At 72.1% G+C, this 23,819-nt stretch carries 19 protein-coding genes; 8 read left to right on the top strand and 11 right to left on the bottom strand.

Annotated features, from left to right (window positions below):
* Positions 1–279: 279 nt before the first annotated feature.
* The 4 genes from OHB01_RS01070 to OHB01_RS01055 all read right to left on the bottom strand — a co-directional run bounded on the left by OHB01_RS01070 (position 280) and on the right by OHB01_RS01055 (position 7,405).
* Positions 280–1,668, bottom strand: coding sequence for a M1 family metallopeptidase (locus tag OHB01_RS01070; protein WP_142648610.1), 1,389 nt, complete (start codon positions 1,666–1,668; stop codon positions 280–282).
* Positions 1,669–1,764: 96 nt separating this feature from the next.
* Positions 1,765–2,493, bottom strand: coding sequence for a BPL-N domain-containing protein (locus OHB01_RS01065; RefSeq protein ID WP_328854805.1), 729 nt, complete (start codon positions 2,491–2,493; stop codon positions 1,765–1,767).
* A 12-nt stretch (positions 2,494–2,505) separates the two neighbouring features.
* A complete protein-coding gene (locus tag OHB01_RS01060; protein WP_328854804.1) occupies positions 2,506–6,528 on the bottom strand; it encodes a Pls/PosA family non-ribosomal peptide synthetase in 4,023 nt (1,340 codons plus the stop codon).
* A gap of 235 nt (positions 6,529–6,763) precedes the next feature.
* On the bottom strand, positions 6,764–7,405 hold the full coding sequence (locus OHB01_RS01055) for a helix-turn-helix domain-containing protein (RefSeq protein WP_147944316.1): 642 nt from the start codon (positions 7,403–7,405) through the stop codon (positions 6,764–6,766).
* A gap of 112 nt (positions 7,406–7,517) precedes the next feature.
* Here OHB01_RS01055 and OHB01_RS01050 point away from each other — a divergent pair, with 112 nt between their 5' ends.
* The 3 genes from OHB01_RS01050 to OHB01_RS01040 all read left to right on the top strand — a co-directional run bounded on the left by OHB01_RS01050 (position 7,518) and on the right by OHB01_RS01040 (position 10,848).
* Positions 7,518–8,756: an acyl-CoA dehydrogenase family protein gene (locus tag OHB01_RS01050; RefSeq protein ID WP_147944315.1), complete on the top strand. Its 1,239-nt coding sequence runs from the start codon at positions 7,518–7,520 to the stop codon at positions 8,754–8,756.
* The gene (locus OHB01_RS01045; protein WP_185948992.1) at positions 8,753–9,496 is read left to right on the top strand and encodes an SDR family oxidoreductase; all 744 of its coding nucleotides are present in this window, start codon (positions 8,753–8,755) and stop codon (positions 9,494–9,496) included. Before OHB01_RS01050 ends, OHB01_RS01045 begins: the two co-directional genes overlap by 4 nt.
* A 194-nt stretch (positions 9,497–9,690) precedes the next feature.
* Positions 9,691–10,848, top strand: a complete 1,158-nt coding sequence (locus OHB01_RS01040) for a lactate 2-monooxygenase (protein WP_142648616.1) — start codon at positions 9,691–9,693, stop codon at positions 10,846–10,848.
* Between the two features lie 96 nt (positions 10,849–10,944).
* On the opposite strand, the gene OHB01_RS01035 is transcribed toward OHB01_RS01040, so the two are convergent.
* From OHB01_RS01035 to OHB01_RS01025, 3 genes are all read right to left on the bottom strand, one after another.
* Positions 10,945–12,222 (bottom strand): MFS transporter, encoded by a 1,278-nt coding sequence (locus OHB01_RS01035; protein ID WP_147944313.1) that lies wholly within the window; start codon positions 12,220–12,222, stop codon positions 10,945–10,947.
* Positions 12,223–12,261: 39 nt separating this feature from the next.
* Entirely contained in the window at positions 12,262–12,726 is a 465-nt protein-coding gene (locus tag OHB01_RS01030) for a MarR family winged helix-turn-helix transcriptional regulator (protein WP_205830425.1), read from the bottom strand.
* Between the two features lie 195 nt (positions 12,727–12,921).
* A complete protein-coding gene (locus OHB01_RS01025; protein ID WP_142648618.1) occupies positions 12,922–13,839 on the bottom strand; it encodes an AraC family transcriptional regulator in 918 nt (305 codons plus the stop codon).
* 143 nt (positions 13,840–13,982) lie between these two features.
* Between OHB01_RS01025 and OHB01_RS01020 the strand changes: the two genes are divergently transcribed.
* Positions 13,983–14,996 (top strand): aldo/keto reductase, encoded by a 1,014-nt coding sequence (locus tag OHB01_RS01020; protein WP_328709410.1) that lies wholly within the window; start codon positions 13,983–13,985, stop codon positions 14,994–14,996.
* 15 nt (positions 14,997–15,011) lie between these two features.
* Here the strand turns inward: OHB01_RS01020 and OHB01_RS01015 are convergent, their stop codons facing one another.
* Complete coding sequence (locus OHB01_RS01015) at positions 15,012–16,037, bottom strand: LacI family DNA-binding transcriptional regulator (RefSeq protein ID WP_328709411.1); 1,026 nt, start codon at positions 16,035–16,037, stop codon at positions 15,012–15,014.
* 398 nt (positions 16,038–16,435) lie between these two features.
* Here OHB01_RS01015 and OHB01_RS01010 point away from each other — a divergent pair, with 398 nt between their 5' ends.
* Together OHB01_RS01010 and OHB01_RS01005 are read left to right on the top strand one after the other, a co-directional pair.
* Entirely contained in the window at positions 16,436–17,893 is a 1,458-nt protein-coding gene (locus tag OHB01_RS01010; RefSeq protein WP_222709625.1) for a GH1 family beta-glucosidase, read from the top strand.
* Positions 17,894–18,018: 125 nt separating this feature from the next.
* Positions 18,019–18,834: an SAM-dependent methyltransferase gene (locus OHB01_RS01005; protein ID WP_205830428.1), complete on the top strand. Its 816-nt coding sequence runs from the start codon at positions 18,019–18,021 to the stop codon at positions 18,832–18,834.
* Between the two features lie 110 nt (positions 18,835–18,944).
* On the opposite strand, the gene OHB01_RS01000 is transcribed toward OHB01_RS01005, so the two are convergent.
* Together OHB01_RS01000 and OHB01_RS00995 are read right to left on the bottom strand one after the other, a co-directional pair.
* The gene (locus tag OHB01_RS01000; RefSeq protein WP_328854803.1) at positions 18,945–20,129 is read right to left on the bottom strand and encodes a globin domain-containing protein; all 1,185 of its coding nucleotides are present in this window, start codon (positions 20,127–20,129) and stop codon (positions 18,945–18,947) included.
* 73 nt (positions 20,130–20,202) lie between these two features.
* Positions 20,203–20,631, bottom strand: coding sequence for an RrF2 family transcriptional regulator (locus OHB01_RS00995; protein ID WP_142648622.1), 429 nt, complete (start codon positions 20,629–20,631; stop codon positions 20,203–20,205).
* Between the two features lie 122 nt (positions 20,632–20,753).
* Between OHB01_RS00995 and OHB01_RS00990 the strand changes: the two genes are divergently transcribed.
* Together OHB01_RS00990 and OHB01_RS00985 are read left to right on the top strand one after the other, a co-directional pair.
* A complete protein-coding gene (locus tag OHB01_RS00990) occupies positions 20,754–21,314 on the top strand; it encodes a cysteine hydrolase family protein (protein ID WP_147944311.1) in 561 nt (186 codons plus the stop codon).
* Positions 21,315–21,540: 226 nt separating this feature from the next.
* Complete coding sequence (locus tag OHB01_RS00985) at positions 21,541–22,188, top strand: protein-L-isoaspartate(D-aspartate) O-methyltransferase (RefSeq protein WP_328709412.1); 648 nt, start codon at positions 21,541–21,543, stop codon at positions 22,186–22,188.
* On the opposite strand, the gene OHB01_RS00980 is transcribed toward OHB01_RS00985, so the two are convergent.
* Positions 22,176–23,777, bottom strand: a complete 1,602-nt coding sequence (locus tag OHB01_RS00980) for a fatty acyl-CoA synthetase (RefSeq protein WP_142648714.1) — start codon at positions 23,775–23,777, stop codon at positions 22,176–22,178. The two genes, OHB01_RS00985 and OHB01_RS00980, sit on opposite strands and share 13 nt — an antisense overlap.
* Positions 23,778–23,819: the final 42 nt, after the last annotated feature.

Here is a 23,819-nt window from a genome sequence, read left to right as displayed (position 1 = left end):
GTCGGGGCCGCGGCCCATGCCGACGCTCGGCCTGCCGGCGTCGGCGTCGGGGTCCTTGGAGTAGCGCAGATGCAGACCGGGCCGGTGCTCCACGAGCTTGGTCGGCTCGTCCGGGCTCTTGATGGTCGGCAGCCCGCTCACCTCGCCCCTTCCCTGTCGCGCCCCTCGCGTCTTGTGGTCACGCGGGGTGCGTGGGCGCTGTCCTCCCTCCCCATTCACCACCAGGGCAAACCTCCCGTTTCGTGCGCCCGGGGCCCGGCAGCGAAGATCGCGCCGGGATCAGACGCGGGGCTTGGCGGCCTGGTAGAGCCATGCGTCGAAGAACGGGCGGAGGTTCTGCCCGCTGAGCTTCTCGGCGAGGGAGACGAAGTCGGCCGTGGTGGCCGTGCCGTGCCTGTTCTGCTGCGCCCAGGTCTTCAGCAGCGGGAAGAACACCTTGTCGCCGATCTTCGTACGCAGGGCCTGGACGGTCATGGCGCCCCGGAGGTACACCGCGTTCTCGTCGAACATGTGCGCCTGGCCGGGATCGCCGGTCTTGAGGTGCCAGAAGCCGCCGGTCTTCCGGTAGTGCTCGTCGAAGATCTCCTTGGCGGACGGCCCGCCGTGCTGCTCCTGGTAGAGCCATTCGGCGTACGTCGCGAAGCCCTCGTTGAGCCAGATGTCGCGCCAGCTCCGCACGCCGACGCTGTCGCCGAACCACTGGTGCGCCAGCTCGTGCACGATCTCCAGGTCGTCGGACGGGCCGCCGCTGTAGACGGGCCTGCCCTGCGTCTCCAGCGCGGTCACCGAGCCGTCGCCGTCGGCGATGCCGCCCGTGGAGGAGAACGGGTAGGGGCCGAACAGGCCGGTCTCCCACGCGACCGCCTTCGCCGTGAAGTCGTGCAGGTCCTTCGACTCGTCCGCGAGCGACGGGTCGTAGGCGGTCACGTTGGGCATGCCGCCGACCGTGCCCTCGTTCACCACGAAGTGCCCGATCGCGAGCGTGGCGAGATAGGGCGCCATCGGCTGCTTCATCTCCCAGTGCACGGTGCGGTAGCCGTCGTCGTCCGCGCTGTCCGTGCCCGTGTGCTCGCCGTTGGCCAGCACGGCGAGATCCTCGGGCGCGGAGATCCGGAAGGAGAAGGTGGCCTTGTCCGCCGGGCTGTCGTTGGCCGGGAACCAGCTGCGCGCGCCGTCCGGCTGGGACGCCACGTACACGCCGTCCTCGGTCCTGAGCCATCCCTGCTCGCCGGTCGCGTCCGAGACCGCCTTCGGGGCGCCGGCGTAGGAGACCGCGACCGTGAAGGTGCTCCCCGACAGCAGGCCGTTCGGCGGGGTGATGACCAGCTCCTGGCCGTCGCGGTGGTAGGACGCCTGGGCGCCGTTCACCAGCACGCCGCTGATCTGCGGCCCGGAGAAGTCGAGATTGAACCGCGACAGGTTCTGTACGGCGGTCGCGGTGATGGTCGTGGTGGCGTCCACCGAGTGGTCGTCAGGGTCGAACCGCAGGCGCAGGTCGTAGTGTCCGACGTCGTAGCCGCCGTTGCCCTGGAGGGGATAGTAGGGGTCGCCCATTCCCTCCGATCCGGGGAGGAAGGTGACCGGCCCCGCGGCGGCGGGAGCGTTGGGAGCGGCCGAAGCGGCGATCAGGGTGAGGCCCACGGCGAGGGCGGCCAAGCTACGCACCATTCCCCCATCATGGGGATTTTTAGGTAAAAGCGGTAATTCGTCCATATTTGTCACTTAAATGGCGAATATTCTCATTGGGTACATGCGTCACGGCAGTCACCCGGCCATGACCGCGTCCACGAGGTCGAGGCCGAGATCCTGCGCGTGCCGCACCGGCAGACCGGCGTCGGTGAACCAGTCGTCGGTGGCCTCCGGATGCGGGCCGACCACGGCGACCCGGCCCGCGCCGTACGGTGTGACGAGAGCGGCGACGGCGCCGTTGGGATAGGTGGCGAGGACGCTGGCCCGGCTGCCCGGTTCGAGCAGGAAGCAGGGGCCGTCCTGGAAGAACACGGTCCTGTCCCGGCCGCGCCACCGCACGTCGACGAGCGTGTCCTCCTCGTCATCCACGGTCGCGCCCGGCGTGGCGATGTACTGGTCGGTGTCGCCCGGCAGCAGGGCGAACCCCGGGGTGGCTCCGGCGAGATAGCCGCCGAGGCAGAAGCCGAGATAGCGGCCGCCCCGGGCGACGAAGTCGCGGAGCAGGTCGCGATGCCGCTTGAGATGCCGATAGCCGCGGTCGAGGTCGCCCCCGCCGGGCTGGGCGTACACGGCGGCCCCGGCCAGCGCCTCCGCCGAGAGCGGGATCTCCTCGCGCGGGCCCGTGTAACGGACGTCGAAGCCCCAGCGGCTCCCCTCCAGCAGCCCGGCGACCGCCTCCGAGCAGCCGGGAAGCGAGGCCGGGCCCCGATAGACGAGCGCGAGCGGCCGTTCGGAGCGCGGAGGAAGGGGCTTCTCCTTGCGGAAGAGGCGGCGCAGGGCCCCGCGTACGCCGGTGGATCCCATGGTGTTCCTCTCTCAGGCGGTGGCGGCCTGCGCCGGGATGCCCCGCCAGCTCGTGCCCGGCGTGAGCCGCTCGCCCTTCATCAGCAGCGACAGCGCGCCGAGCGAGACGTCCTCGCCCACCACGGAGTCGTAGAGCACGACGGCACGCGGGCCGATGCTCGCGCCGGACCGCACGGTCACGGCGGACATCTTCATGACCCGGTCTTCGAAGAGGTGGGTCTGCAGGGACACCCCCGATCCGATCGCGACGTCGTCGCCGATCTCCACCAGGTCGAACTCGGTCATGTAGGTCGTCGCGATGCAGGTGCGCCTGCCGATGCGGGCCCCGAACCAGCGCAGCACGGGCGGCAGGAACGGGGTGCCGGACAGCAGCGCGACCCCGGCCGGGACCGCGGCGGCCTCGTACAGCCCGGTGACGAACTCCGTACGCCGGACGAACGTGCTCCACAGCGGCTCCACCCTCGGCCGGTAGACGCCGATGAGCAGCCGCTTGAGCCCGGCGCAGCAGCCGATCACCGTCAGCCCCGCCGCGCAGGCGGCGAGCGGCGAGGCGGCCACGACCGCGGGCAGGGGCAGGACGCGGGCGAGCGCGTGCACGCCCAGCAGGTAAAGGTAGAAGGCGGTGCCGAACAGCGTCGCCGGGAGCGTGGCGCGGAAGAACTCGACGCCCAGGCGGTGCAGCACCAGCCGGCGGGGCGGCCGGAACGTCTGCTCCTCGGAGAACGAGCCGCTGTCCTGCCGTACGGGCAGGTGCATCGGGGGAGAGCCGAGCCACGAGGTGCCCTCGGGCACGCCGTCGCGCGGCGGGATCGTGCTCACGCCCACCAGCGACCCCGGCCCCATCCGGGTGCCCGCCGGGATGACCGCGGCGTTGCCGACGAACGCCCGCCTGCCCACCTCGGTCGGCAGGAAGGCGACCCGGCCCCGGGCGAAGCCCGCGGCCCCCACGCTCGCCATGTCGGCGACGAAGCTCTCCTCCCGCAGCGTGAGGAGATCGGGGTCGAGCTGCGCGGCCGTGGACACCTCCGCGCGGCGGCCGACCCGCGCGCCGAGCAGCCGCAGCCACGGGGCGGTGTAGAGCGTGCCGTAGAGCGAGTTGGTCGACCGCAGGCTGAACTCCAGGAGCTTGTCCGCCACCCACTTGCGTACGCCGAGCCAGGAGCGCGCCGGGTGGACGCCGGCCGGCGCCTTCCGCAGGACCAGGCGCTTGCCCGCGGCCACCGCCGCGCAGACGACGGCGACGTACAGCGGGCCCGCCACCAGGACGGCGGCCGGGCCGGCCGCGATGCCCCAGGTGGCCACGGCCGCCCAGACGAGCAGGACGCTCGGCACGATCGAGGCCACCGCGACCGCCTCAAGGCAGCAGAGGCCGGCCACCGCCGCGGCCACGTGACGCGCCTTCCAACCCGGCGGGGCGGGGGCGCCCAGCATCGTCTCCACCACGGGCCCGAGCGACTCCACGGGGCTCGGCGGCGACCCGGCCCACCGCGCTCCGTCCGGCACCGTCTCGCCCTGCGTCAGCGCGGACTGGTCGCCGAGCCCGGCGTGGACGCCGACCCGCGTGCCCGGCCCGAGCACTGCGCCGTTCCCCACGAACGCGTGCGGGCCGATCTCCACGGGGGCGACGACCACCCATCCGTCCACCACCACCCACGCGTGCAGGGAGGAGCGATATCCCACCGAGGCGCCCGCGCCGATCCGCAGCAGCGCCGGGAGGTTGACGTCGGCCGTCGCGACGGCGGCGCCGGGCCCGACCCGCGCGCCGAGCAGCCGCAGGTAGGGCCCCATCATCGGGGAGCCGCTCAGCAGCGGCAGCGGGGAGACCGACAGCAGCAGGTGCAGCGCCCACAACCGCACGTAGGTGACGCCCCACAGCGGATATCGGCCGGGCCGCACGCCGGCCGTGAGCGGCCGGGCGAGCAGCACCGGCAGCAGCCAGTGCACGCAGACGTACGCGGTCAGCGCGGCCATCGCCAGCGAGGAGAGCAGCTCGGCGCCCTGACCGGGCAGCAGCAGCCACCCCTCGTCCGTCATCGGGACGCCGGGGGCCGGGCGGGGGTTGGCCCACCCGTACAACGTGACGGACAGCGGCAGTGTGATCACGAGCAGCAGCGCGTAGACGACCGCGCCCTGCGCGGCCCCGGCCAGCGCGATCCGGCGTCCGGTGTGCCGCAGGGGAGCCGGGCGGGGCGGGGCGGCCGGCTCCGGCCCGCCCGTACGGGAGCCCAGATGCGCGGCGAGGCGGCGCACGGTGGGGTTGGCGTAGAGGTCGCGTACGGCGAGGCCCGCGCCGATCTCGCCGGCGCGCAGCAGCGACACCACACGTGCCGCCAGCAGGGAGTGACCGCCGAGGTCGGTGAAGAAGTCCGCCTCGACCGACAGCGTCTCGGGGGCGACGCCGAACGCCTCGGCCCACACCGCGCGCAGGCGCGTCTCCAGCTCGCCCTCGGCGGGCGTCACCGGCCCGGAGCCCACGAGGCGGCGGCCGGTCGGCGGGGGCAGCCTCCGGCGGTCCACCTTGCCGCTCGGCATGGCCGGCAGCGCGGTCATGACGTCGAGGAACGAGGGCACCATGTAGGCCGGAAGCCTGCGGCGCAGCCGGTCGTGGAGCCGCCCGGCGAGGGCCGGGTCGCCGTCGCTCGCCGCGGGCACGACGTAGGCGGCGAGCTCCTCGGCGGAGGCGCCGGGCACGGGCATGAGGGCGGCCACGGCCTCGGCGACACCGGGGTCCTCCAGCAGCACGTTCTCGATCTCGCCGAGGTCCACCCGATGTCCCCGGATCTTCACCTCGGCGTCGGCGCGGCCCAGATATTCGATGTCCCCGGTCGCGGTCACCCGGCCGAGGTCGCCGGTGCGGTACAGCCTGCCACCGGGGGAGGCCAGCGGATGCTCGATGAAGCGGTCGGCGGTCAGGTCGGGGCGGCCGACGTAGCCGCGGGCGACGCCGGGCCCGCCGATGCAGATCTCGCCGATCTCGCCGTCCGGCACCGGCTCGCGCCGCTCGTCCAGCAGCACCACGGAGTAGGTCGGCAGCGGCCTGCCGATGGTGACCGGCCGTCCCGGCAGCAGCTCGGCGCAGGTCGCGGTGACGGTCGCCTCGGTGGGCCCGTACGTGTTGAGGATCCGGCGGCCCGGCCGGCTCCACCGCTCCACCAGGCGGGGCGGGCAGGGCTCGCCCCCGACGAGCACCGTGCGCAGGCGCGGCAGGTCGCGGGGGATCGTCGCGAGCAGCGTCGGCACGCAGTAGAGCATCGTGATCTCGCTGTGGTCCAGGAAGTCCGCGAGCTCCGCGCCGAACTGGGGTAAGCCCGCCGGGCCCGCGACGAGCGTGGCCCCGGCCGACCACGTCGGCCAGATCTCCTCGATGGAGAAGTCGAAGGAGATCGTCATGCCCTGGTAGACGCGGTCGTCCGGGCGCACGCCGTACAGGCCGGGCACGACGTCGAGGAAGTTGGTGATGCTCGACTGCGCCACCTCGACGCCCTTCGGCCGGCCGCTCGACCCGGAGGTGTACATGACGTACGCGACCGGGTCGTCGCCGGGCGCGCCGTCGAGCGGGCGGGTGGCCGGCGCGGCGGCGGCGAGAGCGGCGGATGCGTCGAGGTCGAGCACGCGGCGCCCCGGCGCGACGGCGGCGGGCGACCGGCCGGCCGTGGTGAGCACGAGGTCGACGCCGGCGTCGTCGAGGATGTAGCCGACCCGGTCCGGCGGCGACTGCGGGTCGATCGGCACGAACGCCGCGCCCGCCTTGCCGACCGCGAGCAGCGCCACGTAGGTGTGCACCGACCTCGGCAGCAGGATCGCGACGCGGGATCCGCAGCCGATCCCCATGCCCCGCAGCAGGTGCGCCAGCCGGTTCGCCCGGGCGTCCAGCGCGGCGTAGGTCAGCCGCACCGGCCCGCACTCCAGCGCAGTCGCCCCCGGCGTCAGGTCGCACCGCGCCTCGAAGACGTGGTGCAGCCGTCCGTGCGACCGCCTTAACGAGATCCGCGAGCCGTTCTCGGTCCGTGCTGTTCGCGATGCGTGACTCGGCATGATCACCCTTTGGCCGATCGCGTATGGCGTGAGCGGGTGCGGTCGATGCGCACGGAGAGCGTCCGTGCGACCCGCGGAAGGGACGCGGAATCAGGTCCGCCGCGGGATTCCCTGATGCCCGATGACACCGCCGCGCGGCGGTCGTCCTACCGAGTGTGTGCCCCCGATGCCGCCGCGCTTCGGCAGCGAATTCCCCGGACAGGGCAAAAGTACGGCGACGACACCCGGGCCGGTCTCAGGAGCGCTGCTCGCGTTCGGCGAGGAGCCGGGCGGTCTCGCCGGAGACTTCGCTGGCGAGGACCGCCGCGACCACGTCGATCAGATGGCTGGTGAACAGCCGGTCGTCCCGGGCAGGGGGACCGCCCGCGCGCCGGGCCAGCTCGACGTACGTCATGCGGATCGCCATGAAGCGCTGGTGCAGGCGTACGGCGGCCTCGGGCAGCAGGGGGGCGACGAGCTCCCGCCAGCGGCCGATGCTGCCGCCGCCGTCCTCGGGGAGGCTGGGCGGCACGCGGTGCACGAGCTGCTCCATCACGCGCAGGTAGTCGCGCCCGCCGTCGGGGTCGGCCAGCTTGGCGGCGGCCGGGCGGACGAGCGCGGCGGCGAGCGTGCGCAGCGCCTCGCCCGGCGGCAGCGGGCCGCGTGCCTCGTACTCGTCCAGGAGCTGGTGGCGCCGCGCCTCGATCTCGGGCCGGTGCTTGGCGAGCACCGCCTTCAGCAGCCCGGCGCGGTCGCCGAAGTGATACTGCAGCGCGGTGGAGTTGCGCTGCCCGGCGGCGGCGTTGATCTCGCGCAGCGAGACCGCGTCGATGCCGCGCTCGGCGAACAGGCGCTCGGCGGCGTCCACGAGCCTCCGGACCGTGGTCTCCGCCGGCATCACGCCTCCCTTGTCGCTCGTGCCTTGTCGCTCCTACGGCTGAAGGATACGGTATTTCAGGCGATCGCATTATTTCGTGATCCAGCCGCATTATCGTGCCCGAGGGAGGGCCATGGCCATCGACTTCACGCTCGCCCCCGAGCACGAGGAGATACGCGCGCGGGTGCGGGCGTTCATCCAGGAGACGGTGATCCCGGCGGTCAAACCGTTCGAGGACTCCGAGGAGAAGGCGCTCACCCGGGACGAATACCTGCGCACGATCTTCGGCCTGCGCCGCCGGGCCAAGGAGGAGGGGCTCTGGCTGCCGCACATGCCCAAGGAGTGGGGCGGCATGGGCCTCGGCCACGTCGAGCTGGCCATGGTGCAGGCCGAGGCGGCCAAGACCAGGCTCGGACCATGGGTGCTCAACTGCGCGGCCCCCGACGAGGGCAACATGCACACGCTCCTCCACTGGGGCACCGACGAGCAGAAGGAGCGCTACCTGCGGCCGCTGCTCGACGGCGTGAAGATGTCGTGCTTCGCGATGACCGAGCCCGAGGTGGCCGGCTCCGATCCCACGCTCATCCGTACGAGCGCCGTGCAGGACGGCGACGAATGGGTGATCAGCGGGCACAAGTGGTTCATCTCCAACGCACGGAGGGCGAGCTTCGCCATCCTGATCGCCAAGACCGAGTTCGACCTGCCGGAGGGCGCGCGGGGCGCCAACACCGCCTTCCTCGTGGACCTGCCGGCCGACGGCTGGAACGACGTACGCGAGATCGAGACCATGCACGGCTCGACCGGCCACAGCGAGATCGTCATCACCGACCTGCGCGTGCCCGGCTCCGCCGTGCTCGGCGGGCGGGGCAACGGCCACCGGCTGGGCCAGTATCGTCTCGGCCCGGCCCGGCTGGCGCACTGCATGCGCTGGATATCACAGGCGGAGACGGCCCTTGACATGATGGTGGGCAGGGCGCTCGACAGGTTCAGCCACGGGTCGCTGCTCGCCGACAAGCAGGGCGTGCAGTGGATGATCGCCGACTCGGCCATGGAGCTCTACCAGTGCAAGCTCATGGTCCTGCACGCCGCCTCGAAGATCGACAAGGGCGAGGACTTCCGTACGGAGGTCTCGATGGCCAAGCACTTCGTGGCGAACAGCCTCAACCGGATCGTCGACCGGGCCGTCCAGGTCCACGGCGCGCTCGGCTACTCGACCGACACCCCGCTGGCGCACATGTTCCAGCACGCCCGATGGGCGCGGTTCGCGGACGGCGCCGACGAGATCCACCAGATGCGCATCGCCGAACGCACCATCGACGCCTATCGGGCCACCGGCACGACCAGGGCCGCCACGGGAGGACTTCCGCTGTGAACACCGACGACATCTCCGGCAAGGTCGCGCTCGTCACCGGGGGCGCGAGCGGCATCGGCGCGGGTGTGGCCCGCCGCCTCGCGGCGTACGGCGCGCACGTGGTGCTGGCGGACGTCGACGCCGAGGCCGGGGCGCGCACCGCCGAGGAGATCGGCGCCGCGTTCGTGCGGACCGACGTGTCGCGGCTTGAGGACAACCAGGCCGCGGTGGCGCTCGCGGTCGAGCGGCACGGCGGGCTCGACCTCGCCTTCCTCAACGCGGGCGTCGCCTCGGGCTGCGGGCTCGGCGAGGACTTCGATCTCGACCGCTACCGGCGCGTGATGGGGATCAACCTCGACGGCGTCGTCTTCGGCGTGCACGCCGCGCTGCCGGCGATGCGGGCCGGGGGCGTGATCGTGGCGACCGCCAGCATGGCGGGGATCGTGGGCATTCCGCAGGACCCCGTCTACGCGGCCAACAAGCACGCGGTCGTCGGGCTCGTCCGCTCGCTCGGCCCGCAGCTCGAACCCCTCGGCATCCGGGTGCAGGGGCTGTGCCCGTCGTTCGCGGACACCGGGATCCTGAGCGGCGACATCAAGGAGCTGCTCGACGAGCTGAAGTTCCCCATCCTCGACGTCGAGACGGTCGTCGACGCGTTCTTCTCGCTGCTGGCGAGCGAGGGCACCGGCGAGTGCTGGTTCGTCGTGCCGGGCCGGGAGAGCCGGCCCTTCCTCTTCCGCCGCGCCCCCGGCCCCCGCTGATCGCCGTCCCCGGCCAGGAGCCGAACCCGCCCGGCGGCGCTGCTCCCACTCAGCGGACACGCTTATCGGCGATCAGCGCTGGTGCGCTCTGACCCCCACCTGGTGCACGGGGCCCGCTGACCGGTTCCCGATAATGTGTTCGCCGGAAGCCGCCGGGGCGACGGCCGGACGGAAGCGGAGCGAGGGCGAACGCGATGAGCTGGGCGGACTTCCAGTACGAGATCTACCTCAACGGCATGACCGGCGCCGTGCCCCGGCTGCCGACCGACCTGACCCGGCTGGAGGAGATGGCCGAGCGGCGGCTCGGGCCCGGCCCGTTCGGCTACGTCGCCGGCAGCGCGGGCAGCGGGCGCACCGAGCGCGCCAACCGCGAGGCGCTCGACCGCTGGCGGATCGTGCCGCGGATGCTCCGCGACGTGCGTGAACGCGACCTGTCGGTGACAGTGCTGGGCAGGAGGCTGCCCGCGCCGCTGGCGCTCGCGCCGATCGGCGTGCTGTCGATCATGCATCCGGAGGCCGAGCGGGCCGCCGCCCGCGCGGCCGCCGCGACGGGCGTGCCCTTCGTCCTGTCGTCGGCCTCCAGCACGCCGATGGAGGACGTCGCGGCGGCCATGGGCGACGGCGAGCGGTGGTTCCAGCTCTATTGGGGCAAGGACCGCGAGGTCACCCTCAGCTTCCTCGCCCGGGCCAAGGCGGCGGGGTTCACCGTGCTGGTCGTCACCCTCGACACGCCGCTGCTGGCCTGGCGGCCCCGCGACCTCGACCAGGCCTACCTGCCGTTCCTGCGCGGCGTCGGCACCGCCAACTACTTCACCGACCCGGCGTTCCAGGCCGGGCTCGCCCGGCCGGTGCACGAGGACCCGAACGCCGCCGTCCTGCACTTCGTGGGGATGTTCGGCGACCCGGGCAAGACCTGGCCGGACCTCGCGCTGCTGCGCGAGCACTGGGACGGCCCGATCGTGCTGAAGGGTGTGCTGCACCCCGACGACGCCCGTCTGGCGGCCGACGCGGGCATGGACGGCGTCGTCGTCTCCAACCACGGGGGACGCCAGGTCAACGGCTCGATCGGGGCGGCCGACGCCCTGCCTGCCGTCGCCGACGCCGTGGCCGACCGACTCACCGTGCTGTTCGACGGCGGCATCCGCACCGGCGACGACGTCGTCAAGGCGCTCGCCCTCGGCGCGCGGACCGTGCTGCTCGGCCGCCCGTACGCGTACGGGCTGGGCCTGGACGGGCAGGCGGGAGTGGAGCACGTGATCCGTTGCGTGCTGGCGGAGACCGACCTCACGCTGGCGCTTTCCGGCTGCCCTGGGGCCGCCGCGCTCACTCCCGACCTGGTCACGCGGATCTGACCCGGCCCCCAGAACCCCGGAACGTGCCGCCGATTCCGGGGCGGCGAGCCGCAGGGCAGGGCCGGGGGCCGCCGCGCCCGGCCCCCGGCGTCTCGATCAGGTGGCCGAGCCGAGGTCCTCGGCCAGGGCCGCTTCCTCCAGTTCCTCCCGCCGCGCGGCGGCCGGTGCGGCGGCGGCCGCCTCGGCCGCCTGGGCGCGCTCGGCCTCGCCGAGCTGCCGGTGCGCGGTGGCGAGGACGACCACGCTGAGGAGCACGGCCGTCGCCCCCATGTAGAACGGCGCGTGCTGGCTGTCGAAATACTCGGCGAGCTTGCCCGCGACGAAGGGTGCGAGGCCGCCGCCGATGAAGCGGATGAACCCGTAGGCCGCGGAGGCGACGGGCCGCTCCACGGGCGAGATGGTCATGACCGCCTGGGTGGTGACCGTGTTGTTGACGCCGATGAAGATCCCGGCGACGATCACGCCGCAGATCACGACGACCCGGTTGCCGGTGAACACCGCCATCACCAGGATGTCGAGGCTGAACAGGATGAGGTTGGCGTACAGCGTGCGGGCGATGCCGAAGCGGGCCTGCAGCCGCGGGGCGGCGAAGACCGAGAAGACCGCGACGAGGATGCCCCAGCCGGTGAAGACGAGGCCGAGCTGGTGCTCGTTCAGCTCCATCGGATAGGGGGCGTAGCCCAGCAGGGTGAAGAAGCCCCAGTTGTAGAGGAGCGCGGTCAGGCCCAGGACGAGCAGGCCGCGGTGGCGCAGCGCCTTGATCGGGGCCGCGACGCTCGTCTTCTTCGCCGGCGTGGGCGTGGGTCGCACCAGGGTGACGGTGGCGATCAGCGCGATCCCCATCAGGACCGCGACGCCGTAGAACGGGCCGCGCCAGCTGATGCCGCCGAGCACGCCGCCCAGCAGGGGCCCGACCGCGATGCCGACGCCGAGCGCGGTCTCGTACAGGATGATCGCCCCGGCGAAGCCGCCGCTGCTCGACGCGACGATGACGGCGAGCGAGGTGGCGATGAACAGGGCGTTGCCGAGGCCCCAGCCGGCGCGGAAACCGACGATGCCGCCGATGCTGCCGGACGTCCCGGCGAGGGCGGCGAACACCACGATCAGGGCGAGGCCCACGATGAGGGTGCGCTTGGCGCCGATGCGGCTGGAGACCCATCCGGTGACCAGCATCGCCACGGCGGTGACGACCAGGTAGCTCGTGAACAGCAGCGACACCTGGGCGGGCGTGGCGTGCAGCTTCACGCTGAGTGCGGGCAGGATCGGGTCCACCAGCCCGATCCCCATGAAGGAGATCACGCAGGCGAAGGCGACGGCCCAGACCGCCTTCGGCTGCTTGAAGGGGTTGGAGACGGGGGCATGAGCAGAGCTCACCGGACCTCCTGGGAGATAGCGAGGGGAGCGCCCTGATCCCTACTCGTCGGCGGTGCTCTCAAGCAGGCGCCGGAGCAGGGGGAGGAACTCGCCGGCGACCCGCGTCAGCTCGCGCAGCTCGCCGGGGGACAGCGTGCCGAGCATCTCGGCGAGCCGCTCTCTGCGCCGGCGGCGCCGCTCGGCCAGCAGCGCCCGGCCGGCGTCGGTCACGCTGACCCGCACCGCGCGGCCGTCGAGGTCGTCGGCCGTCCTGCGCACCAGGCCCTCACGCTCAAGGCGCTGCACGAGCTGGGTCATCGACGGCTGGGTGACGGACTGGCGGGCGGCCAGGACGCTCAGCCGCTCCGGGCCGTAGCGGTCCAGGTGCGACAGGGTCATGGTCGCCGTGAGGCTGAGATCGCTCTGCGTGGACAGCCGCCGTATGGCGAGCACCGCGAGGTCGTCCAGGACGGCCGCGACCGCCTGATGGTCCTCAGGGGTGTCGGCGCTCGGGGTGTCGGACACAGGAGTTCCTCCGGACGGAAGCAAAATTACATAGGAAGCTTATACAACCATCGGGAGCGCGGCGCATCGCCCCCTTGTCCGGGCTTCGGTCGAGCAGCGGCGGGGGGAACCAGTCCCCGACGCTCTTCGGTTCCTCGCCGCTCGGCTCGTACGCGAGATACGCCCTTTGTGTCGTACGACGTACCGGTGGCCGGATCAGGCGGGCTCGTCCATCAGCTCCGGCAGCCTCGGGGCGTCCGGCGCCATGGCGCTCAGCCGCGCGGCGTCCCGGCCGGGGGAGGCCCCGAACACCTTGCGATAGTCCCTGCTGAACTGCGACGCGCTCTCGTAACCGACGAAATAGCCGATCTCCGCCACGTTTCCCGAGCGGGTCATGAGCAGGGTGCGGGCCGCCTGGAGACGGATCTGCTTCTGGAACTGGACCGGTGTCATCGACGTCGCCGCGCGGAAGTGCCGGTGAAAGGACGACGGGCTCATGCCGCACAGCGCCGCCAGGTCCGTGACGGAGAACTGCTCCCGGTAGTGCTCGCGGATCCAGCGGATTCCCCGGGAGATGTGCGCGAGATTGCCGTCGACGAGGCCGATCTGCCGCACGAGCGCGCCCTGGTCGCCGTTGATCAGCCACCAGAGGATCTCGCGGCGATATCCGGGCGCGAGCACGCGCAGGTCGCCGGGCCGGTCCGTGATGCGCAGCAGACGTACGACAGGGTCCAGCAGCTCCGGAGTGGCCTCGCTCACCGCCATGCCGGTGAACGCCGGGGGCCTGCCGGCCGCGCCCGTCTCCAGCAGGAGCGGCGCGATGTCCGAGGGGCGCAAGGACATGCTGAAGACGACGAACGGCCTGTCCGGGGCGGCCTCCAGGGCCTGGCCGATAACCGGGAGGTCGACCGACACGACGAGGTACTGCCCGGCGCGGTAGTCGTACGGGACCCCGTTGAGCACCGTGCGTTTGACGCCCTGCGCGACGATCGCGAGGGACGGCGAGGAGAACGTGGCGATCGGCGACGTGGGCCGGTCGAGGGACGCGATGGTCACGCCGTCCGCGATCCCCCGCTGCAGGCCACCGGGGGTGAGGCGCGTGATCAGCCGGCGCATCTCGTCAAGGAGGTCCATGCGCGCCAGTCAACCACCCGGGCCGAGCCGCGAGATTGACAGGATCGTGCAAGGCGGCGCCAGGATCGGGCTCACGCCACGGCGGGCCGGCTTGGTGGGATGAGCAGGTCAGCAGCCCTGCGAATCCGGAAGGCACACACGACATGAAGCGCAGAACTCTCGGCGCCACCGGGATGTCCGTCAGCGAGCTCTCCCTCGGCGCGATGATGTTCGGGGCCATGGGCAACCGCGACCACGACGACGCGGTCCGCGTCATCCACCGCGCGCTCGACGCCGGCGTCAACGTCATCGACACCGCCGACGTCTACTCCCAGGGCGAGTGCGAGGAGATCGTCGCCAAGGCGATCAAGGGCCGCCGCGACGACCTCGTCATCGCCACGAAGTTCGGGCTGCCGATGGGGGAGGACCCCAACCGGCGGGGCGGTTCCCGGCGGTGGATCTTCCGTGCGGTCGAGGACAGCCTGCGCCGCCTGGACGTCGATCACATCGACCTCTACCAGATGCACCGCCCCGACCACGAGACGGACGTCGCCGAGACGCTGTCGGCCCTGACCGACCTCGTCCGCGCCGGGAAGATCCGGGCGTTCGGCTCCTCCATGTTCCCGGCGGAGCTGGTCGTGGAGGCGCAGTGGGCGGCGCAGCGCACGGGGAGCCACCGGTTCCTGACCGAGCAGTCCATGTACTCGGTGTTCACCCGCAGGCCGGAGGGCGCGGTGTTCCCGACCGCCCAGCGCCACGGGCTCGGCGTCCTCACCTTCAGCCCTCTCAACGGCGGCTGGCTCTCCGGCCGGGCCGACCTCACGACCGGCCACCGGGCCTCGTCGCGGCCCTCGCACTACGACCCGACGACGCCGACCGGCAAGCTCAAGACCGCCGCGCTCGCCGAGCTCGCCGCTCTGGCCGACGAGGCCGGGCTGACGCTGCCGCAGCTCGCGATCGCCTTCGCCCGCTCGCACCCGGCCGTCACGTCCGTGCTGATCGGGCCGCGCACCGCCGACCAGCTCGACGGGCTCCTGCCCGGCGCCGACGTGGACCTGACCGACGACATCCTCGACCGCATCGACGCCATCGTGCCGCCGGGAGTGGACCTCAATCCCGAGGACAACTACGCCGCCACGCCGCCCGCGCTGCAGGACGCCCGGCTTCGCCGCCGGTGAGCTCTTGGGCCTCCGTCAGAGCGGGGGCGTGCTGGAGCCGCGGACGACGAGCGTCGTCGGCAGGATCCGGGGCGGCGGGGTCTCCGCGCCGTTGATCATGGAGACCACCGCCTCCGCGGCGGCCGTGCCGAACCCGGCCTTGTCCTGGGCGATCGTCGTCAGGCCCGGCGGCACGAGCGCGGCCACCTCGATGTCGTCGAACCCGACCAGGGCGATGTCCTCGGGCACCTTCAGGCCGGCCTCGCCGATCGCGCGCAGCGCGCCGACGGCCATCTCGTCGCCCGCGACGAACACGGCGTCGGGCCGCTCGTCCGCCTCAAGCAGGCGGCGCATCGCGGCGTGGCCGCCCGACAGGTAGAAGTCACCCTCCACGACGAAATCGGGCCGCTGCGGCAACCCCAGCCGGGACAGCTCCTCCTGGTAGCCCCGCAGCCGCTCGGCGCCCGGCCGCGTGTGCGCCGGGCCGGTGATCGTGGCGATGGCCCGCCGTCCCTGCTCGTGCAGGTGCCGTACGGCCAGGCGGGCGCCGCCCGCGTTGTCCGAGGTCACATAGGTGGCGCGGGACCCCTCGACGGGACGGTCGAGGCTGACGCAGGGGACGCCCGATTCGGACAGCCGCCGCAGGGAGGGATCCCAGGTGCCGCTGTCGATCATCACGACGCCGTCGAGGTTGTGCCTGCGCACGGCGCGCACGTAGGCGTCCTCCGTCCGCTCCCCGCCCATGTCGCCGCTGGTGGCGAGCATGAGAAGGTGATATCCGCGCCCGCTGAGCGCCGTCTTCAGGCCGATGAGGATTTCCTGGAAGAACGGATGCCGCCAGCCGGGCCGGCGGTGGTCGGTGTCCCACACCAGGCCCACCATGAAGGATTTCTTGGTGGCCAGGGTGCGGGCGGACTCGTTGGGTAGATAGCCGATTTGGCGGGCCGTCCGCAGCACCTGCTCCCTGGTCTTCGCGTTCACCACCTCGGGGTTGTTGAACACGCGGGAGACGGTCGCGGGAGACACGCCGCACAGGCGCGCAAGCTCTCTGATCGTTGCCACGGACCAAACGCTATCGCATCTCGCTGTAACCGGTTTCATGCAACCGGTTTCCCCAAAAATAGGCAACCGAGGTGAGCGCGTCAACCAGTAAGCGGAATTTCCGCTCGTCACGATTTCGTGACTTGACAACCTCCCGCCTTCTTATGTTCTGATGGCGGACATCGGCCGGCTTTTTCGTTGCCACGGGTCCGGCCGCTTTCGCGTCTCGCAGCCGCTTCCCTATCTCCTGTGAGGGAGTTCAGGTGTCCGCTGCGGAACTCCGTCTGCCCGCGTATGTGCCCGCCGTACGGCTTGGCGGGTCCCGCGGCCTTCGGGGGAACGGTCCATTCGCCCGCACGGCAGACCGCCGTGCCCGGGCTGTTCACCGAAGCGGGCACGGAACCTGGAGCGAACAGGGAATGACGGCGACCGACGCACGCCTCGCCATGCCGCGGACCTTTCCCGCCGGCTTCGTGTGGGGCACGGCCACCGCGGCGTACCAGATAGAGGGGGCCGTCGACACCGACGGCCGGGGGCCTTCGATCTGGGACACCTTCTGCCGGGTGCCCGGCGCGGTGGCACGGGGCGAGTCGGGTGAGTTCGCCTGCGACCACTATCACCGCTGGCAAGAGGATGTCGATCTCATGAAAGATCTGGGGGCGGGGGCCTACCGATTCTCCGTCGCCTGGCCGCGCGTCCTGCCCGACGGCCGGGGACCGGTGAACCGGCGAGGGCTCGACTTCTACCGGCGGCTCGTCGACGCCCTTCGCGAGGGCGAGATCGAGCCGTATGTGACCCTCTACCACTGGGACCTGCCGCAGGCGCTGGAAGACCGCGGGGGCTGGCGGGTCCGCGACACCGCCGAACGCTTCGCCGACTACGCCGAGGTGATGTACGACGCGCTCGGCGACTCGGTCTCGAACTGGATCACGCTCAACGAGCCCTACTGCTCGTCCATCGTCGGCTACGGCGAGGGCCGGCACGCGCCGGGCGCCAAGGAGGGGCACGGCGCGCTGGCCGCGGCCCACCACCTGCTGCTCGGCCACGGCCTGGCGGTCGCGCGCCTGCGGGAGATGGCCAGGCCCGGTCAGCAGATCGGGGTGACGCTCAACATGTCGCCGACCGTCCCGGCGACCTCCTCGCCGCAGGACGTGCAGGCCGCGCGGCGGATGGACCTGCTGGTCAACCGGCAGTTCACCGAGCCGCTGTTCGGCGGGGCCTACGCCGCCGACATGGCGGAGACGTTCGGCCGGATCACCGACTTCTCCTTCCGCCGGGACGGCGACCTGGACGTCATCGGCACGCCGGTGGACTTCCTCGGCGTGAACTACTACTACCGGCTGCACGTGGAGGCCGCGCCGTACGCGGAGGCCGACCCCGCCAAGCGCTCGGTGTTCGACCTGGGCGTGCGCACCGTCACGCCGGAGGACGCGCGCACCAGCGGGCTCGGCTGGGTGGTCGAGCCCGAGGGGCTGTACGAGACCCTCGTGGGGCTGACCTCCCGTTATCCGGACCTGCCGCCCGTCTACATCACCGAGAACGGGTACGGCGACGACGGCGTGATCGACGACAGCGGGCGCATCGACTACCTGCGCGACCACCTGACCGCGACCCGCGACGCGATGGAGGCCGGCGCCGACGTGCGGGGCTACTTCTGCTGGTCGCTGATGGACAACTTCGAGTGGGCCCGGGGCTACTCCGCCAGGTTCGGCCTGGTGCACGTGGACTACGACACCCAGGTGCGCACGCCCAAGGCCAGCTTCCACTGGATGCGCGACTTCATCGCCGACCCGGTCGTCACCGGTCCCGTCATGACCAGTCCGGTCGACATCCTGGTCGCCGGAACCCCTGGGGGTGAGCGCCCGGCGGGGGACTGAGGGGGCCCGCCGTGCTGTGGGGGTTGACCGGCCGCGTCCGGGCGTGCCGGTCAACTCCTCTTTTGGCGCGCCTAATTCCGACGTATCGGATACCTTTGATCAACGTACGCGCATCAGGGGCAGGGATGAACATGGAGCAGGGCCCGCCGGGCATCGACGTGACCGTCCCCAGTGTCGCCCGGATCTACGACTACCTCCTCGGCGGCAAGGACAACTTCGCCGTCGACCGGGCGGCGGCCGAGAAGCTCATCGAGCTGACCCCGAACGCGCGCGAAGGGGTGCGGACCAACAGGCGCTTCATCCGCCGGGCCGTGACCCTCATGGCGCGGGAGGGCATCCGCCAGTTCCTCGACATCGGCGCCGGGCTGCCGACGCAGGAGAACGTCCACCAGGTCGCGCTCCGCGAGGCCCCCGACGCGCGGGTGGTCTACGTCGACAACGACCCGATCGTGCTCGCCCACGGCCGGGCCCTGCTGGCCGACAACGACCAGACGATCGTCGTGGACGGCGACCTGCGCGAGCCCGAGGCCATCCTCGGCGACCCCCGGATCAACGAGCACATCGACTTCGGCCGGCCGGTGGGCCTGCTCATGGTGGCCGTGCTGCACTTCGTCCCGGACAACGACGACGCCGAGCGCATCGTCGCCACGCTCCGCGACCGGCTCGCCCCCGGCAGTGCGATGGCCATCAGCCACCTGTCGTACGGGGACCTCGACGAGGAGAAGATCCGCGAGGGACGCGAGCTGTACAAGAACACCTCCGCCGGTGCGGTCACCCCGCGCACCCACGCCGAACTGCTGCGGTTCTTCGACGGGTTCGACCTGGCGGAGCCGGGCCTGGTCCTGACCGAGGAGTGGCGGCCCGAGCCCGACGAGCCGAAGCTGCCGAGGATCCCGGGCGTGGACGGCTACGCCGGCGTCGGCCTGCTGCGCTCCCGATAGGGCCCGGTGCGAGGGCCCAGTGCGAAGGTACGGTGCGAAGGTCCGGTGCGAGGGCCTGGTGCGAGGGCCGGTGAGAGGGCCCGCCGCGGCCGGGCGGCGGGCCGCCGGGGTCACGCGGCCGCGATCCACAGGTCGGGGCCGAACACCTCGTAGTGGATGCGGGAGGCGGGCACGCCCCGCTCGACCAGCTGCGCGCGTACGGCCCGCATGAACGGCAGCGGCCCGCACAGGCAGGCGACGACGTCGCCGGGCAGCTCGACCGCCGAAAGGTCGGCCAGTCCCGCCGCGACCGCCGGGTCGCCCACGTGGCCGTCCGGCAGCTCCTCGTACCACCGGTGGAGGGTGGCGCCGGGCAGGGCCGCGACCAGCTCCGCGAGCTCCTCGCGGTGGACGTGCGCGTCCGGCGAGCGGTCGGCGTGCACGACCAGCACCCGCCGCTCCGACCCGGTGGCGGCCAGGTGGTCGAGCATCGCCAGGATGGGCGTGACCCCGATCCCGGCCGAGGCGAGCAGCAGCGGGCCGTCGCCCTCGGGCAGGGTCAGGTCGCCGAAGGGCGCGGAGACCGAGAGCACGTCACCGGCCCGGATGTGTTCGTGCAGCCAGGAGGAGACCTCGCCCTCGGGCGTGCCCTCGCCGCGCACCCGCTTGACCGTGATCCGCCAGTCGCCGCGCTCCGGGGCGCTCGACAGGCTGTACTGCCGGATCTGCCGCGCGCCGTCGGGCAGCGTCACCCGGACGCTGACGTACTGGCCCGGCCGGAAGGACATGGGCAGGTCGGGGCGCAGGACGAAGGAGGCCGCGTCGGCCGTCTCGTCGCGCCGCTCGACCACCGTGGCGCGGGTCCAGCCCCGGCCCGCCTCGCGGTAGAGACCGCGCTCCAGACCGATCAGCGTCTCGGCCATGAGCCAGTAGACCTCGTCCCAGGCCTGCGCGACCTCGGGCGTCACGGTGTCGCCCAGCACCCCGACGATCGCGCCGAACAGGTACTTGTGCACCACGGCGTACTGCTCCTCGGTGACGCCGAGGGAGGCGTGCTTGTTGGCGATCCTCGACAGCATCGTGCGGGGCGGCTCTCCGGGATGCTCCACCAGCGCGGACGCGAACGCGGCGATCGAGCCCGCCAGCGCGACGCGCTGCTCGCCGTTGGCCTGGTTGCCGCGGTTGAACAGGTCGCGCAGCAGCTCGGGGTTGTCGGCGAACATCGTGTCGTAGAAACGGGCGGTGATGTCCTGGATCGCGCCCGCGATCACGGGCAGGGTGGCGCGGACGGTCGCGGCCGACTCCGGGGAGAGCATGACATCCTCCAAATTGGTATGACAGATGCAAATTTAACGCCATGAATCTGCACGCTCTTTGCGTTGACGCAGGTCAGGAGAGACTGAGCAGCACCGGCCTCGACGTGGAGGAGGCCAGCTGATCCACCGTGATGGGATCGAGGGAGGCGTAGAAGGCCTGCTGCGCCGCACGCAGCGCCCCGCGCAGGCTACAGGCGGCCCGCAGCGGACAGGGGGTCTCCCCCTCGCAGGTGACGACCTCCTCCTCTCCCTCCAGTTCGCGGACCAGCCAGCCGATCGAGGCCGTGTGGCCGAACTCGGTCAGCTCCAGGCCGCCCCCGCGTCCCCGGCGGGCCTCCACGACGCCGAGGTGCTGCAGGCGGGCGATGGCCTTGGCGGTGTGGTTGTAGGGGATGCGCATCGCGTCTGCCACCTGGCGGGTGGTGAGCGATGCCCCCGGTTCCAGGACGGCCAGGCGCATGGTCACGCGCAGGGCCAGGTCCGTGAACTTCGTCAACCTCACGCCTTCGACGCTAGCAAATCGGTATGTAGCACTCCAATTTGGGGTGCTTTGTACGCGGGCGGAATGTCGGTGGCCGGTTCTAGGGTGGGAGGCACGAGGTCCGAGACGAGACGGGAACCCCCATGACGACTCTTGCCGATCGCCCGAACACCGCGCTGCTGGTCATCGACGTGCAGAACGGCGTGGTGGCGGGCGCCCCCAACCGCGACACGGTGATCGCCAACATCGACACCCTCGTGGGCAAGGCACGCGCCGAGGACGTGCCGGTGATCTGGGTGCAGCACTCCAACGACCACGATCTCCAGCAGGGCAGCGACAACTGGCAGTATGTGCCCGAGCTGGTCCGCCGCGACGAGGAGCCGCTCGTCCACAAGAGGTACGGCGACTCGTTCGAGGACACCGGCCTTGAGGCGCTGCTCGCCGAGCGCGGGGTGGGCCGTGTCGTCGTCACGGGCGCCCAGACCGACGCGTGCATCCGCTCGACCCTCCACGGGGCGTTCGTCCGGGGATACGACGTGACGCTGGTCGGCGACGCGCACACCACCGAGGACCTCACCGCCTACGGCGCGCCGTCCACCGAGCAGGTGATCGCGCACACGAACCTCTACTGGCAGTGGCAGAGCGCCCCCGGCCGCCGCGCCGGGACGGTCCCCACGGCGGAGGTGACCTTCACCGCCGGCTGAGCCCGGGAGACCGGATCGGCCGCACACGGCCCCGATGCCGTCGAGGCGCGGGCCGTGCCGGCCTGACGCGGCCCGGGAGGGCATGGCGTTGCCGGTCGCGTCCGGTTCGCGGTCGTCGGCGTCCGGGCGTGCTTGGTGCCCTCGGATTCCGGCGCGGCTGAGGGGGCATCACCGGGGATGAGCGGGCCGCGGAGGAGGGTGCGGCTCATCGCCGAACGTGAGCGTGGTGGACGTGACCGCAACCGCCTGTCCCGAAGACCTCGTCCGGGCCGTCCGGGCGGTGGGCGTGCGCGACGAGCGCCTGCTCCAGGCCGTGCGCTCGACCCCGAGAGCCGGTTTCGTCCCCCCGGCATACGCCGCCCACGCGTACGAGGACGTGCCGATCCCCATCGCGCACGGGCAGGTGACCACCCAGCCATCGCTGTCGGCCACGATGATCGAGGGGCTCGCGCTCACCGGCCGGGAGCACGTGCTGGAGGTCGGCACCGGTCTCGGCTACCAGACCGCGCTGCTGGCCCGCATGGCCGCCGACGTGGTCAGCGTCGAGTTGTGGCCCGACCTCGTGCGCGCGGCGCGCCGAAACCTCGCCCGGCAGGGCATACGCAACGCGCAGGTGCTCGTCGGCGACGGCAGCAGGGGGGTGCCCGAGCACGCCCCGTACGACGCCGTCATCGTCTCGGCCGCCTTTCCCACGGTCCCCACGCCGCTGGTGGAGCAGTTGCGGCTCGGCGGACGCCTGGTGCAGCCCATCGGTTCGGGCGGCCGGGAGGAGGTCGTGCTGTTCGAGCGCACGGTCATCGGCCTCGAACCGCTGCGGGTGCTCACGCTGGCCCGCTTCGTCCGCCTCCACGGCCGTCACGGCTACCCTTCCTGACCGCCCGGAAGCCGCAGGCCGGGGATGCGGTCGGCGAGGGCGGCGTGGCGCTCCCTGAGCTCACGCTTGAGGATCTTGCCGCTCGGGTTCTTCGGCAGCGCGTCCACGAACGCGACGGCCTTGGGCACCTTGAACGCGGCCAGCCGCGCCCGGACGTGGGCCCGCAGCTCCTCCTCGGTGACGGTCACGCCCGGCTTGGTCACCACGATCGCGACGACCGCCTCGATCCAGCTCGGGTGGCGGACCCCGACTACGGCCACCTCGGCGACCGCCGGGTGCTCGTAGACGACCTCCTCGACCTCGCGGCTGGCGACGTTCTCCCCGCCGGTCTTGATCATGTCCTTGATCCGGTCGACGACCGTGAGGTAGCCCTCCTCGTCCATCACCCCGAGGTCGCCCGAGTGGAACCAGCCGCCGCGGAACGCCTCGGCGGTCTTCTCGGGGTCGTCCAGGTAGCCGAGGATCGCGTGCGGGCTGCGGTGCACGATCTCCCCGATCTCCCCGGGAGGGACGTCGTTGCCGTCGGCGTCCACGACCCGCGTCTCGACGTTCAGCGCGGCCTGGCCGGCCGAGCCCGCCTTGCGGATCTGGTCCTCCGGCTGGAGCATCACCGCGACCGGCGCCATCTCGGTCTGGCCGTAGAAGTTCCACAGGCGCACGTCCGGCAGCCGCTCGCCGATCTCCCGCAGCACCTCGACCGGCATGATCGCCGCGCCGTAGTAGCCCTTGCGCAGGGAGGACAGGTCGCGCCGGTCGAAGTCCGGGTGGCGCAGCAGCGAGATCCACACCGTGGGCGGCGCGAAGAACTTGGTCACGCCGTGGCGCTCGATCGCCTCCAGCACGGCGGCCGGATCGGCCCCGGGAAGGATGTGGCTGGACGCGCCGAGCTGGATGTCCGGCACCAGGAAGCAGTGCTGCTGGGCGCAGTGGAACAGCGGCATCGCGTGCAGTTCGACGTCGTCGCGGGTCATGCCGCCGTCGATGACGCAGCTCGCATACTGGGCGATCAGCGCGGCGTGGGACAGCACGGCGCCCTTCGGGCGCGACTCCGTGCCCGAGGTGTAGAGGATCTGCGCGGGGTCGTCGGGCCCGATCGGCACGACCGGCTCGGCCACATCTTCGGCGAGCAGCGCGTCGAACGGCTCCCAGCCCTCGTCCGGCGTGCCGTAGACCATGCGCAGGCGCAGCCCGTCGGCCTGCTTGGCCGCGTCTCGCGCCACCGGCAGCAGTGCGTCCTGCGCGATCAGCGCGACCGCGCCGGAGTGGGACAGGACGTAGGCGATCTCGTCGGCTCCCAGCATGAAGTTGACCGGCACGAGAACGGCCCCGGCGCGGGCCACGCCGAAGATGGTCCGCACGTAGTCCACGCTGTTGCGCGACAGCACCGCCACGCGGTCCCCGGGACGTACGCCCCGGGCGGTCAACGCGCCCGCCACCCGCGTCACGTCCTCGTCGAGCTCCGCGTACGTGCGCGCCTGGGCGGCGTCCGCCACGGCCAGCCGGGCGGGATGCCGCCGGGCGGAGCGCCGGAGCAGGTCCGCGAGCGACTGACGGCGGGCGAGGGCGACATCCGGCGAGGCGGGGGACATGAGCGGCTCCAGCACCAGAACAGAGGAAACTTCTGGATCAGC

The sequence above is a fragment of the Microbispora hainanensis genome (genome assembly GCF_036186745.1).
Classification (GTDB): domain Bacteria; phylum Actinomycetota; class Actinomycetes; order Streptosporangiales; family Streptosporangiaceae; genus Microbispora.
This window is presented reverse-complemented; position numbering and strand designations above follow the sequence as displayed.

Excerpts from the sequence above, each read along its gene's own strand:
- OHB01_RS01070 (WP_142648610.1), bottom strand. The coding sequence starts at position 1,668 with ATGGTGCGTAGCTTGGCCGCCCTCGCCGTGGGCCTCACCCTGATCGCC.
- OHB01_RS01065 (WP_328854805.1), bottom strand. The coding sequence starts at position 2,493 with ATGGGATCCACCGGCGTACGCGGGGCCCTGCGCCGCCTCTTCCGCAAG.
- OHB01_RS01060 (WP_328854804.1), bottom strand. The coding sequence starts at position 6,528 with ATGCCGAGTCACGCATCGCGAACAGCACGGACCGAGAACGGCTCGCGG.
- OHB01_RS01055 (WP_147944316.1), bottom strand. The coding sequence starts at position 7,405 with ATGCCGGCGGAGACCACGGTCCGGAGGCTCGTGGACGCCGCCGAGCGC.
- OHB01_RS01050 (WP_147944315.1), top strand. The coding sequence starts at position 7,518 with ATGGCCATCGACTTCACGCTCGCCCCCGAGCACGAGGAGATACGCGCG.
- OHB01_RS01040 (WP_142648616.1), top strand. The coding sequence starts at position 9,691 with ATGAGCTGGGCGGACTTCCAGTACGAGATCTACCTCAACGGCATGACC.
- OHB01_RS01025 (WP_142648618.1), bottom strand. The coding sequence starts at position 13,839 with ATGGACCTCCTTGACGAGATGCGCCGGCTGATCACGCGCCTCACCCCC.
- OHB01_RS01020 (WP_328709410.1), top strand. The coding sequence starts at position 13,983 with ATGAAGCGCAGAACTCTCGGCGCCACCGGGATGTCCGTCAGCGAGCTC.
- OHB01_RS01010 (WP_222709625.1), top strand. The coding sequence starts at position 16,436 with ATGACGGCGACCGACGCACGCCTCGCCATGCCGCGGACCTTTCCCGCC.
- OHB01_RS01005 (WP_205830428.1), top strand. The coding sequence starts at position 18,019 with ATGAACATGGAGCAGGGCCCGCCGGGCATCGACGTGACCGTCCCCAGT.
- OHB01_RS01000 (WP_328854803.1), bottom strand. The coding sequence starts at position 20,129 with ATGCTCTCCCCGGAGTCGGCCGCGACCGTCCGCGCCACCCTGCCCGTG.
- OHB01_RS00990 (WP_147944311.1), top strand. The coding sequence starts at position 20,754 with ATGACGACTCTTGCCGATCGCCCGAACACCGCGCTGCTGGTCATCGAC.
- OHB01_RS00980 (WP_142648714.1), bottom strand. The coding sequence starts at position 23,777 with ATGTCCCCCGCCTCGCCGGATGTCGCCCTCGCCCGCCGTCAGTCGCTC.